Origin of the sequence: Kitasatospora sp. NPDC056531 (assembly GCF_042794375.1) — a bacterium.
GTDB lineage: Bacteria > Actinomycetota > Actinomycetes > Streptomycetales > Streptomycetaceae > Kitasatospora.
The window spans coordinates 1-11,914 of record NZ_JBHTTU010000132.1 but is presented as its reverse complement, the minus strand read 5'-3'; the positions used below and the strand labels follow the sequence as shown (position 1 = coordinate 11,914).

Here is an 11,914-nt window from a genome sequence, read left to right as displayed (position 1 = left end):
GGGCCATCACCGGCTCGGCACGTTCACGTTGGCGAGCGGGCTGGCGGTGGCAGCCCTGGGCCTCGGGGAGGTCACGACGGTGCTGACCGGATCGCGTCTCATCGGCGTTCCGGAGCGCAGCCAGATCCTGCTCGTCTCCCTGTTCTGCGCGGCCCTCAGCGTCCACCTCCTACCCCGCCATGCGTGCCCGTCACGGCACCATGCCGGGCACAAGGGTGGACCGGCACACGGCCGTTGGCGCCGGCCCACTCCCCACGTCCACCGGACCGGCGGAGGAGACCGTGGAGGCAGGTGCTGACCGGGGCCTTCTGCCAGAAGCGCGACAGCGCATCGCTGCGCTTGGGACATGGGGCCACCGTGATCGTCGTACCTCCGTGTGACGGCGTATCCGCCGCTGTCGCGCGGCGGTTCGGTTCTGTGTGTGCGGTCCGCAGCCAACGGGCGGTTACGGAAGGCTCTGGCGGGGCACGCAGACGGCTTCGACGAACTCGGCGATCTCGTGCCGGTCCAGGTGCCGGGCGATGTCGGCCTCGCTGATGATGCCGACCAGCCGGTGGGCCTCGATGACCGGCAGGCGGTGGATCCGGTGCTCCTCCATGAGCCGCAGGACCTCGCCCTGGTCCGCGTCGGCGTCGACGGTGACCGGCTTGCCCTGGGCGAGTTCGCCCGCGGTCGTGGTCCTGGGGTCCCGGCCCTCGGCGAGGCACTTCACCACGATGTCGCGGTCGGTGACGATCCCGTGCAGCCGGTCGTCGGCGCCACAGATCGGCAGGGCTCCGACGTCCAGTTCACGCATCCGCCGCGCCGCCGCCTCCAGCGTCTCGCTCTCCTGCACACAGGCCGCCCCGGTGTGCATGATGTCGCGTGCAGTGACCATGACCGCCGTCCCTTCGTAGGTGCGAGTCCCGGGGTCGTGTGGTGCGTGGGTCCCGGCAAGCGGGCCCCGGCTCGGTACGGCGGACCGACGTGGTACCGCGCCGACGACATCAACCCGCCCGGGCCGGGTATCAGCCGCCCGCCGCCCCACGGACGGGAGCCCTCTCCTCCAGGGTCGTCCGCGCCATGGGCCTTGCGCATCCGGGCCATTCGTCGGAATCGGGCGTGTGGTGTGAGCGGTGCGACGGTCCCGGTCGAGCCACCGTGGCGAAGGGGGTTGCCCGCTGTGGAGCACGGAACGAGCCTGGAAGGACGGAGCGGCGTGGTCCACGGTCCGGGCAGACCGAGCGCGCGGGGCGACGCAGCAGCCGTCGGGGCTCGGCCCGCTCACCGCGCCCGTCGGGTAGCGGATGGACAGTGTCTCCGAGGAACTGCGGCGCTCGACGACACCGGAGACGCTGCTCTCCGCGGAGGTGCCCGAGGCGGTTCGCCCTCGCCCTCCCTGTGCCGCTGGGCGCTGTCAAGAACCAGCACTCGGTTCCGAGTTCGGAGCGGGAGGAAAGATGAGCGGGGCTTGCCCGGAGGATCTGGTGCGCGCGGCGCGTGCAGCCGGTGTCCGCGACGAGCGGCTGCTCGGTGCGATTCGTGCGATCCCGCGCGCGGGGTTCGTCCCGGCCTGGCAGGAGGGAATCGCGTACCAGGACACGCCGGTCCCGATCCCGCACGGGCTGGTGACCACACAGCCGTCGCTGTCCGCGGCGATGATCGAGGGCCTCGCCCTCATCGGTGACGAGCACGTTCTCGAAGTGGGCACCGGTCTCGGCTTCCAGACGGCTCTGCTGGCGCGCCTCGCGGCCGACGTGGTGAGCATCGAGCTGTGGTCGGACCTGGCCGCACAGGCAAGGCAGAACCTCGACCGGCAGGGTGTCACCAATGTCGAGCTGTTCGTCGGGGACGGCAGCGAAGGAGTGCCCGGGCGTGCCCCGTACGACGCCGTATTGGTGTCGGCCGCGCATCCCGATGTTCCCCCACCGCTCGTCGAGCAGCTCCGGCCCGGTGGCCGTCTCGTCCAGCCCATCAGGCCGGGCGGCCGGGAGGACGTCGTGGCTTTCCGGCGGACGGCCGCGGGGCTGGAACGCGAGCGGGTGCTCATCGCGGCGAGGTTCGTCCGCCTCCACGGCGAGTACGGCTTCCCGCCTTGATCCGGTGGACGTGGGACCTTGTCGTACGGCGGCCTACGGCGGTCGCCGGTCCGGGGCCGAGGAGCCCCTGCGGCTCATGGCCACGACCGTTGGATCAGGCACGTATCAGGAGGGTGTCCAGCGGCTCCCCGCTGTGCAGCAGCGCGACGGCCTCGGCAAGGAGCGGCGCCACGGACCGCACGCGGTGGGGCAGGGTGCGGATGCGGCCCGGGGGAACGGTGTTGGTGACCAGCAGCAGACTGATCGGGAGGCGCGCGAGCCGGGCGGGGGCCCGGTCCACGAGCAGCGGGTGGGTGGCGGCGACGGTGATGTCGGGCGCCGCGCCGTGGGCCAGCAGGACCTGGACGGCCGCCTCGATCGTGCCGCCGCTGCTGATCATGTCGTCGACGACCAGAATGGGCTGGCCTGCGACGTCGCCGACGATCTCCTCGGCCTGTACGGCGCTGCCGGACAAGCGGGTCTTACGGACGACGGTGACCGGTCGGCCGAGCAACGCGCCGTAGCGCTCGGCGAGTTCGACGGCACCGAGGTCGGGCGAGACCACCACGGCGGCTGGGGGCGTGCGCTCAGCCAGGGTGCCGGCGAGGAGCGGCACTGCGGTCAGTGACTCCACGGGGATGGAACTCATCGCTTCGAGGGCCGGGGTGTGCGGGTCGACCACGACCAGCCGGTCGGCGCCGGCCGCCGCCAGTGCGTCGAGCGCGACCCGGGCGCCGACCGACTGCCCGGCCCGGGCCCGGCGGTCCTGCCGGGCGTAGCCGAAGTACGGCACCACGGCGGTGACCCGTTGCGCGCCCGCGCGGCGGCAGGCGTCCAGGAGCAGCAGGAGCTCGACGAGGTGCTCGTTCACCTCGGGTCCAGTGGGCTGGACCACGTACACGTCCTCGCCCCGCACGTGGCCGACGACGGGCTGCAGTTCGCCGTCGGGGAAGCGTTCCACCTCGCACTCGACCGGCTCGGTGCCAAGTGCCTCCGAGACGGCGTCGCCGAGTGCGGGATGGGCAGTGCCCGACAAGATCCGCGGGATGGTCATCGCATCCTCCCGGTGGTCAGACTCTTCGATGTCCGGCCGTCAGGGCGCCGGCTCGCCGTCTCTTCCGGCAAGCCCTTCTGCACACCAGCGTGTCATGCGGCTCAGGCGCGGGCAGCGGCGAACGCCCTGGCCTTCATAGGCCGGTCGGCCCCGCCCGGCCGGGCCGGATCTGGTTTTCCGGAGGGGGAAACGGGGATCATATAAGTGGAAGAAGGACTCCGGGTCGAGATGCGGAGCAGCGGCGTTGAGCGTCGCGAACCGTGCGATCGTGTTCCGCAAGAAGCGGACAGAGTCCTCCTTCTGTTGTGCTGGGCTCCCCCAGCCACGGCGCCGTCCCGGGCAGGACCAGGGCGGCGACGGTTCGGATCACCGGCCGCGCCGATTCGCTCAGTCGGGGAGTCGCTTGGACCAGCGCGGTTCGACCTGGTTCCACTCCATGTCCCACTGGGCGTAGCGGTGGTGGTCCAGCACGCCGACCGAGCCCTTCCAGGCGGCCAGGCACAGGAGTGAGACGGCCCCGGCGGTCATGGCGGCGGCCGTCCAGCCGGCGGCTGGCTGTCCGGGCATGGGGCCGGTGGGCCCCTATCCGTCATGGCGTCGGCGAGCGAGCCTGGGGTCATGGCGACGACCGGCCACAGGGACTATTACGCGATCCTGGGGGTCCCGCCCGACGCCGACCAGAAGACGCTGAAGCGGGCCTTCCGGGATCTCGCGCGCTGGTACCACCCGGACTGCAGCGGCGAGCCCGACGCGCAGGAGCGCTTCGAGGAGACCGCCGAGGCGTACCGGGTGCCGTCACAAGGGATGGAGATGCCCATGAATCCTCAGGCCCACGCGGAGACGCCCTCCGGCACACGGACGGTGGCCGAGCTGATGTGCACCGCGCTGTACGCCGTCACCGAGGACGAGAGCGTGCTGATCGCATGGGAACTGCTGGAACGCTCCGGGTACCGGCACCTCCCGGTCGTGCGCTCCGACGGCCGCTGCATGGGCCTGCTGGATCGGGCCGACCTCGCGGTCGCCTGTGCCGCTCCAACCACCGCGCTGTCGCACACGACTGTCCGCGAGCTGATCCAGGGCCACCGCCCCGCTCAGGTCCACCCCGGTGACACGCTGCACCGCGCAGCGGTCGTCCTCAGCCTGACCGGCGTCGACGCACTTGTCGTGGCCGACGAACACGGGCGTCTGGCGGGCCTGGTCACGGCCTGCGACCTGGTTGCCGCGTTCGCCGGTCGGCAGCCGGTCCGGTGGACGGCTCCGGTCGAGCGCCCGGCGCCGTCCGGCGGGCCGCACCTCCTGCTGCCCGGCCTCCCGCCGCACCGGCAGGAGCGCCGGACCGGGGTGCCCTGAACCGGACGCGCCGGACCGTCCGAGCCACGTGAGTGCCCGGCCGGTACCAGGCGACAGGCGAGCACGACGCGTCCACCCACATCCGTCTTTCGCCGGATGCGGGCGCGGCCGAGCCCACGGCACTCTGCCTGTCGCGCAGCAGCAGGCCAGCGGGCGCGTAGCGGGGGGGTCATGGCCCCCCACGCCCGGCAGCGTCAGACGCAGGCACTGTCCGGACGAGCCGCGGGCCGGGAAGGTCACCATGCCTCCCGGTCTGCACGATCACTTCGGTGGGTGGGTCGCGGAGTGCGGTCTGGGCATGCCGCGTGTTTCGGCGGCGCTGACGTCGATGTGGCTGTCGTCGGAGGTGTAGTGGAGCGTTTGGTGAACGGCCACGACTCCGTCGACGGCGTGGCAGAGGCGCTCGATGACGGGGACCAGGCTTTTGCGTTCGACCGTGCCGGTCAGGGTGACGACGCCGTTGTCGACGGTGGCGTCGACGGCGTCGGGCGGGAGCCAGAGCGTGCGGTCGAGGACGTCCTCGACGATCTCGCGTCGCAGCATGTCGTCCGGGCGCAGGAACGGCCGCAGCAGGTCACGGCGGCTGAGGATGCCGACCAGACGACCGTCACGGTCGGTCACCGGCAGGTGCTTGACGTTTCGACGGTCCATCAGCCGGGCGGCCTCCACCAGGGTCCATTCGGGCCGTGCCGTGACGACCGGGCTGCTCATCAGGGTGTCGGCGTTCTCGGCCTCGGCGCGGAACCTGCCGTGAGGAGGGAGCCAGCGGGCCTCGGGGCGGCCGGTGGCGCCCGGTTGGCGGGCCTGCGCGCGGATAAGGTCGGCTTCGGAGACGATGCCGACCGGATGGTTGGCGTCGTCGATGACCGGGACGGCGCTGATGTCGTTGCGATCGAGCAGATCGGCGATCTCTTTGAAGGCGGTGTCACGGTGCGCGACGACCACCTCCTGGGTCATCACGTCCTGGACGGTGCGGTGCATGGTTGTCGCTCCTTCGCGGGCGCGGGCCCCGCTGCTCAGTCGTGGGGATGACGGCCAGCGGGCAGGGCGCGTGGTGGATGCCGGCCTGGCAGCCGCCTCCTCACGCTGACCGAGGCGTCAGTCCAACTGCTTCTCATCGTGGCCCAGCGGAGCTGTCCCGGCATGAGCCAGTGGGCCCATGCCGGAACGGTGATGGACCTTGTCCGGGTTGGACCCACGCCAACGAAGACCATCCGGCCGATGGTCCGTCCCATCGTTCCGGCAGCGTCATTCAGACCGGACGACGGGCGGGTCGGCTGTCCCGACTGCCGCTCACGCAGCCTGTTCACGCCGGTGCGGCGGGCGGTTCGGGCGGTACGACAACGACAGGGACGCAGTGGACTTCAACCTCGACGAACGGCTCGCCGACCTACCGTCGCAGTTCCTCGACGGAGTCCGTCACCTCGCGGGCGACGACGTCGTGCAGGTGCGTCGGCAGTGCGCCGCTCGTGCGGGGCCAAGAGGGCGTGCCCAGGTCCGACGGGTCGGCGGAGGCGGACGGCCCGCTGGCTCCGCCGTTCGCGCGGACCTGCTGGAAGGAGGATCGTGGGGAGCGGCTGGGAGCGGATGCCCGGGTGCAGCCGTATTTCCGCGGATCCGGAGGAGGGCGGGTCATGTACTTCGTCGACCGTGTGGACGCGGGCCGTCGCCTGGCCGAGCGGGTCAGGCACCTCGTGGGCGGGGACGTGGTCGTCCTCGGGCTTCCCCGCGGTGGCGTACCGGTGGCAGCCGAGGTCGCGAAGGTGCTGCACGCACCGCTGGACGTGATCGTGGTGCGCAAGCTCGGCGTGCCGTTCCAGCCGGAACTGGGCATGGGCGCAATCGGCGAGGGCGGCGTGCGCATCGTCAACGAGGCGGTGATGCGGGCGACACGGATCTCAGAGGAGGACCTGGCCGCCGTGGAGGCGCGGGAGCGGGTCGAGCTGGACCGCAGGGCACGGCGGTACCGGGGTGACCGGCCCTGCGCCGAGCTCACCGGCCGTACGGCGGTCGTGGTGGACGACGGGGTCGCAACCGGTTCGACCGCTCTCGCGGCGTGCCTGATCGCCAGGAACCTGGGCGCGGCCCGGGTCGCGCTCGCCGTCCCCGTCGCCCCGGCCGGCTGGACCCGCGGGCTGGTGGACGCGGCGGACGAGCTGGTGGCGCTGTCGACGCCCGGGGAGTTCTACGGGATCGGCCAGTTCTACGAGGACTTCGCGCAGGCCACCGACGCCGAGGTGACCGCCTGCCTGGACGAGGCCGCCGCCCGGATGAGCGGTGACAGGCCGCCCGGCCCCGCTTCGCGCCACCCCGCACGGCCCCCTGCGGTGAGGACCTCCGATCCGGAGGTGATCGTGTACGCCGGCCCGGTACGGCTCGGCGGGCAGCTGACCGTACTCGAAGGGGCAGTCGGGATCGTGGTGTTCGCCCACGGTAGTGGCAGTAGTCGGCACAGCCCGCGCAACCGGTTCGTCGCGGGCGAGCTGAACCGGGCGGGTCTTGCCACCCTGCTGTTCGACCTGCTCACCGAGGAGGAGGCCTTCGACCGGGCGAACGTCTTCGACACCGCCCTGCTCGCCCACCGCCTGACCGACGCCACCCGGTGGCTGCTCGGCCGGGACGACACCGGCGACCTCGCGATCGGCTACTTCGGTGCCAGCACCGGAGCCGCCGCGGCGCTGTGGGCGGCGGCGGAACCGGACTCCCCGGCCCGGGCGGTCGTCTCCCGCGGCGGGCGGCCGGACCTCGCGGGCCCCCGCCTGCCGGGCGTCACCGCGCCCACCCTGCTCATCGTCGGCGGTGACGACCACGCGGTCCTCGACCTCAACCAGCAGGCCCAGGCCCGGCTGCACTGTGAGAACCAACTCGCCATCGTCCCGGGCGCCACCCACCTGTTCGAGGAACCCGGGGCCCTCGAAGAGGCCGCCGACCTGGCAGCGCGGTGGTTCACCGCCCACCTCGCCCCGGTGTCGAACCCTGCGCCCTGAGGCCGACCCGCCGGGGCCGACCCAGCCGAGGACGGTATCGGCGGGAGAACAGGACCAGCAGAAGCCCGCCGACGTACAGGGCGAGGACGGCCCCGGCAGGGTGCCCGGCCGGGGCGAAGCCGTTGACGGCCAGTCGGGCCAGAGCGGGCAGGATCACGGCCAGGCCGCAGGCGAGCAGAACGGCCGACCTGCGCCCGCCACGTACCGGGTCGGCGGCGAGGCGGCGCAGCGGTCGCTGCGCCCGTTGCACGGCCAGGGCCAAGGGGACGAGCAGCAGGGCCAGGACGGCGATCCAGAGCGGACGCAGTGCCCACCACTGCCAGGAGCCGACAGCGGCCTGGGGCACGATGCCGGCCGGGTAGAGCGTGATCGCGACGATCACCACCGGGACGGGATGCCACAGGTAGAGCGTCATCACCGCCCGGTTGAGGCGGGCGATCCGGTCCTGCCGCTTCGCGGTGGCGACCAGGCGCCGCCCGGCGGGCTGTGCCGCCAGCAGGAGGCCGCACTGGGCGGCGGCGAAGGCGAGCAGGGCGATGGACGGCGGCGTGGTGTTGCCGGCGCGGCGGCCGGTGCCGACCATGTCCACCGGGAACGGGCCCCAGGCCAGCAGGCCCGCGAGGATGACCGCACCGGCCGCGGCCATCACGAACGGGCGCCGGCCGCGGGTGAGGCGACCGTCGTGCCAGGCGAATCCCCACTGGTGCATGGAGCCCCACACCAGCAGGTAGTTGGCGAAGCCGACCACCGGCAGACGCGGGCCCAGGACCGCCAGATCCACGGCCGCGGCGGCGATGGCCATCACGACGGGCACCCGCAAGCCCCATCGGTGATGCGCGGCGAGGAGCACGGGAGTGAGGGCGATCAGCAGCAGGTAGACCGGCAGGAACCACAGGTGCAGGGCGATGTACCAACCGGTCCGCGCCAGTTCGCTCGTGCCGACGCCGCTCGCCCGGGCTGCGCTGACCCCGAGGAAGACCGCGGCCAGGTACACCGTGACGGGCCACAGCAGCCGAAGGGCGCGTCGGCGCACCCAGCCCGCCCAGTCCCCGCCGTGTTCGTGGTGCTCGGTCCAGGAGGCCGCGTTGGCGAAGCCGCCGACCAGGAAGACAGCCGGCATCACCTGGAAGAGCAGGGTGAGCCAGCGCCCCCAGGCCACGTATTGCAGCGCGTCCTGGCCCGAGAGCTGCCCGTTGCGGTAGGTGGGGTTCGTCAGCAGCCAGTGGCCCAGAACAACCGTGCCGATCGCCCCCACGCGCAGGAGGTCCGCATAGCGGTTGCGTTCCACGGTTCGGCCCTCCCGGCCAGGACGTTCGGGGTCCTCCGCGTGAGGTCAGGTCCTGGGTGCCGAAGTAGAGACGCGGAAGGTCGACCAGGATCAGCTCGTCTGGGCTTCGACAGACCGCAGACGCGCGCTGAATCCGGCCGCTCCGTAGAGGGCGGGCCGGGTGCGGCTCACGTCCTCCCCCAGTTCGGCGAGTGCGGCAACGAGCCGCTGGACCTCGTGAAGGTGGGGCAGGTCCAGCACTCCGTTCCAGCGTGCCAGCCCGACCGAGGGCAGGGCCTGCCGACGGCCGGGCCCGTCCGAACCGGCCCGTCCGCCTCCCGAACGGCGGGGTTCGTCGGGCAACGGCCGTGCAATTCATGGTGCCCTCGGATCATCGCTCCGGCCGTCCGGGGCCGTGGCTGGCCAGAGCGAGGTGATGACAGGCATTTCCATGGCAAGGTCGTTCGGTCGTGGCTTGCCTCTGTGAGAGCAGCCGGTGGCTGGTGTGAGCACGCGAGCCTTCCGTTCGAGCTTGGGCAGCGGCGTGGTCGGCGGCCACTGGCGTGAGCCCGGCGGGAGGCAAGCTGCGGCTCGGCGTCTCGCCGCAGCAAAGCACGCGAAGGGCCAAGAGGTGGCGGGGTCGGTGTTCGCTCTCCTGTGGCAGGCTCCGCCCCCGGGGCGGAGCCTGGAGGGGGGTGGTGGAAGCGGTGTCCGGCATGGGATGTGCGCCCGCTGTGACGGGTGCGCGGTCGCGGCGGCCGGGATGCTGCTGCATCCCGCGAGCGCGACCCTGCCGGGAGCGAATGTCCGGGGGCAGGAGGAATGATGACTGATCCCGTGGTGGTGGGAGTGGACGGCTCCGAGCGGAGTCTGCGTGCTCTGGTGTGGGCCGCGGGCGACGCGGCGCGGCGCGGGTGCCCGTTGCTGATCGCCCACGTGCTTCCGGGCTGGGAGGCCGACTTCCCCTTCTTCCCTCCGGGGCGCGCCCAGGGCCTCAGTCGCCGTGGCGCGGAGATCCTGGCCGAGGCGGTGGCGATCGCCAAGGAGAGCCATCCGGGCCTCGAAGTGGAATCCGACCAGGTCCCGGGCTCCCCGGCCGAGGTGCTCCGCGACGCGTCCGAGCGGGCGCGCTGCATGGTACTCGGCGCTCGCAGCGAAGGAGGACTGGGCAATCTGCTGATGGGCTCCGTCAGCCTGCAGGTCGCCGGCCACGCCGCCTGCCCGGTGGTCGTGGTCGGCGCGATCACCACGGGCCACGGGCAGGTCCTCGTTGGTACCGACGGTTCCGAGCACTCGGCCGCCGCTCTGGAGTTCGCCTTCGAGGAGGCGTCCCTGCGCGGCGACCGGGTCCACGCCCTGCGGGCCTGGAGCATGCCCATCACGCCGGAACCATCCGAGGCCGGGCCCTCTCCGGACGCGGTGGAATCCGACCATCGGCGCCAGCTCGATGACCAGCTCGCACCCCTCCGGCAGCGGTATCCCGGCGTCGAGGTCGAGACGACCCTGGTCCGTGGGAAACCGGTCGCCGAACTCGTCCGTGCCTCCGACCGGGCGGACCTCGCCGTGGTCGGCTCGCGCGGAAAGGGCGGCTTCCACGGCTTGGCCCTCGGCTCGGTCAGCCACGGCCTCCTCCACTACGGCATCTGCCCGATCGCGGTCGTACGCCCGCGGCCCCGACACACACCACCCTCGTAACCGCCGCCCCGGCCTGGCACCGGCGGCTCCGCCGTGCCGCCCCTCACGGCCAGGCTCGCTCGCCCCGCACCGCCGTCCATAGGGCTGGACGACCCCGGCGACGGGGCCGAGCGGCGTCCGGCCGCGCGCTCAGGTGCGCTCGGCCAGGAGGGCCGCGCCGTCCGCGAGGGTGGTCAGGCGCGGGTAGTCGTCCTCGTCGATACGGCACCCCGCCCGTTCGGACAGCCGCTCGACGAGGGTGAGGAAGTCGATGGAATCGAGTTCCAGCGCCTCCCTGAGGTTGGTGTCCGGTCCGATCCGTTCGAAGTCGGCGTCCGGGACGATCTCGGTCAGCACGGCCTGGAGGAGGGCCCGGGCCTGGTCATGGTTCACAGCTCCTCCGGTTTCTGCAGCAGTCGGTCGAGCGCCGCCAGGTAGCGGGCGCCGGTCGCCCCGTCGCTGGCACGGTGGTCTGCGGAGAGGGTGGCGGTGACCACCGGGCGGACGCCGAGCATGCCGTCGACGGCCCAGGGGCGTTCGACGACCTTGCCGAGACCCACGAGCGCGACCTGCGGCGGGTAGATGACGCCGAAGACGGCCTCCACCCCCTGGTCTCCCAGGCTCGTGACGGTGATCGTCGGGTCGGAGGTCTCGGAGCCGCGCAGCCGCCCGGCGCGCGCCCGGGCCACCAGGTCCCGCAGCCGTGCCATCAGCTCGGCCGACGACAGGTCGGCGGCGTCGTGGATGGCTGGCGCGACCAGCCCGCCGCCACGCAGGGCGACGGCCACACCGAGGTGGACCGCAGGCGCTGGAACGAAGCCGCCGTCGGCCCAGAAGCCGTTCAGCTGCGGTACCTCCCGGGCCGCCAGGGCGGCAGCCTTGAGCAGCAGGGCCGCGGGCACCAGCCGTTCGGAAACCGGGAGTTGACGATTGCGTTCACGCAGCCAGCCGACCGCGGTGGAGAGGTCGACGGTGGTGGAGAGGTAGTAGTGCGGGACCTCACGTTTGGAGCGGGCCATCAGGTCGCCGACGGCCCGGCGCATCGCCTGCTGCCGGCCCTCGACGGCACGCTTCGGCGCGGACTCCGGGGGCGCGGCTGAAGGCGGCCTGCCGGCGGCGGCCCGTACGTCCGACACCCGCACCGCTCCGTCCGCGCCCGTGCCGGTCACCGTGGCGAGGTCGATCCCGGCTTCCGCCGCGACGCGGCGGGCCAGCGGCGTCGCCCGGACCCGAGCCCCGGGCTGCGGTGCCTGCGCACTGGCGGCGGGACTCCGTGACGCGGCCCGCCGCTTCCCCGTCGGGCCGGGCGGCACTTCGGCCAGGACATCCGCCCGGGTGATCCGCCCTCCGGGACCGGTCCCGTGCACGGCGGCGAGGTCCACCCCGCTCTCCTCGGCCAGGTGCCGGACGAGCGGGGTGGCCTCCGGCTCGTCGGCCCGCGTCGGAGCCGACGCGGGCTGAGGCTCGGGCCCGGGCATCCCGGTGCCAATAACGGCCATGACCGCGCCCCCCGAGCAGCTTACTC

Annotated in this window: 12 protein-coding genes; 4 read left to right on the top strand and 8 right to left on the bottom strand. The window is 72.8% G+C overall.

Going from position 1 to position 11,914, the window contains the following annotated elements:
• Nucleotides 1-445: 445 nt before the first annotated feature.
• The gene (locus ACFQ87_RS41300) at nt 446-877 is read right to left on the bottom strand and encodes a CBS domain-containing protein (RefSeq protein WP_380616112.1); all 432 of its coding nucleotides are present in this window, start codon (nt 875-877) and stop codon (nt 446-448) included.
• A 409-nt stretch (nt 878-1,286) separates the two neighbouring features.
• Between ACFQ87_RS41300 and ACFQ87_RS41295 the strand changes: the two genes are divergently transcribed.
• A complete protein-coding gene (locus tag ACFQ87_RS41295; protein WP_380616111.1) occupies nt 1,287-2,078 on the top strand; it encodes a protein-L-isoaspartate O-methyltransferase in 792 nt (263 codons plus the stop codon).
• A 94-nt stretch (nt 2,079-2,172) separates the two neighbouring features.
• On the opposite strand, the gene ACFQ87_RS41290 is transcribed toward ACFQ87_RS41295, so the two are convergent.
• Both ACFQ87_RS41290 and ACFQ87_RS41285 read right to left on the bottom strand, forming a co-directional pair.
• A complete protein-coding gene (locus tag ACFQ87_RS41290) occupies nt 2,173-3,111 on the bottom strand; it encodes a ribose-phosphate diphosphokinase (RefSeq protein WP_380616110.1) in 939 nt (312 codons plus the stop codon).
• Nucleotides 3,112-3,498: 387 nt separating this feature from the next.
• Nucleotides 3,499-3,678 carry a hypothetical protein gene (locus tag ACFQ87_RS41285; protein ID WP_380616109.1) on the bottom strand — a complete coding sequence of 60 codons (180 nt, stop codon included), beginning with the start codon at nt 3,676-3,678 and terminating at the stop codon, nt 3,499-3,501.
• Nucleotides 3,679-3,729: 51 nt separating this feature from the next.
• Between ACFQ87_RS41285 and ACFQ87_RS41280 the strand changes: the two genes are divergently transcribed.
• Nucleotides 3,730-4,461 (top strand): CBS domain-containing protein, encoded by a 732-nt coding sequence (locus ACFQ87_RS41280; protein WP_380616108.1) that lies wholly within the window; start codon nt 3,730-3,732, stop codon nt 4,459-4,461.
• Between the two features lie 261 nt (nt 4,462-4,722).
• Here ACFQ87_RS41280 and ACFQ87_RS41275 read toward each other — a convergent pair whose 3' ends face one another.
• Nucleotides 4,723-5,442 (bottom strand): CBS domain-containing protein, encoded by a 720-nt coding sequence (locus ACFQ87_RS41275; protein WP_380616107.1) that lies wholly within the window; start codon nt 5,440-5,442, stop codon nt 4,723-4,725.
• 653 nt (nt 5,443-6,095) lie between these two features.
• On the opposite strand from ACFQ87_RS41275, the gene ACFQ87_RS41270 reads away from it, so the two are divergent.
• A complete protein-coding gene (locus ACFQ87_RS41270; RefSeq protein ID WP_380616106.1) occupies nt 6,096-7,448 on the top strand; it encodes a phosphoribosyltransferase family protein in 1,353 nt (450 codons plus the stop codon).
• Here the strand turns inward: ACFQ87_RS41270 and ACFQ87_RS41265 are convergent.
• Both ACFQ87_RS41265 and ACFQ87_RS41260 read right to left on the bottom strand, forming a co-directional pair.
• Nucleotides 7,408-8,736, bottom strand: a complete 1,329-nt coding sequence (locus tag ACFQ87_RS41265) for an acyltransferase (RefSeq protein ID WP_380616105.1) — start codon at nt 8,734-8,736, stop codon at nt 7,408-7,410. The genes ACFQ87_RS41270 and ACFQ87_RS41265 overlap by 41 nt on opposite strands.
• A gap of 90 nt (nt 8,737-8,826) precedes the next feature.
• The gene (locus ACFQ87_RS41260) at nt 8,827-9,078 is read right to left on the bottom strand and encodes a hypothetical protein (protein WP_380616104.1); all 252 of its coding nucleotides are present in this window, start codon (nt 9,076-9,078) and stop codon (nt 8,827-8,829) included.
• 462 nt (nt 9,079-9,540) lie between these two features.
• Between ACFQ87_RS41260 and ACFQ87_RS41255 the strand changes: the two genes are divergently transcribed.
• Nucleotides 9,541-10,410: a universal stress protein gene (locus ACFQ87_RS41255; protein WP_380616103.1), complete on the top strand. Its 870-nt coding sequence runs from the start codon at nt 9,541-9,543 to the stop codon at nt 10,408-10,410.
• 129 nt (nt 10,411-10,539) lie between these two features.
• On the opposite strand, the gene ACFQ87_RS41250 is transcribed toward ACFQ87_RS41255, so the two are convergent.
• Complete coding sequence (locus tag ACFQ87_RS41250; RefSeq protein ID WP_380616102.1) at nt 10,540-10,782, bottom strand: acyl carrier protein; 243 nt, start codon at nt 10,780-10,782, stop codon at nt 10,540-10,542.
• Nucleotides 10,779-11,888, bottom strand: coding sequence for a 2-oxo acid dehydrogenase subunit E2 (locus tag ACFQ87_RS41245; protein WP_380616101.1), 1,110 nt, complete (start codon nt 11,886-11,888; stop codon nt 10,779-10,781). The genes ACFQ87_RS41250 and ACFQ87_RS41245 overlap by 4 nt, the downstream gene beginning before the upstream one ends.
• Between the last annotated feature and the right edge of the window lie 26 nt (nt 11,889-11,914).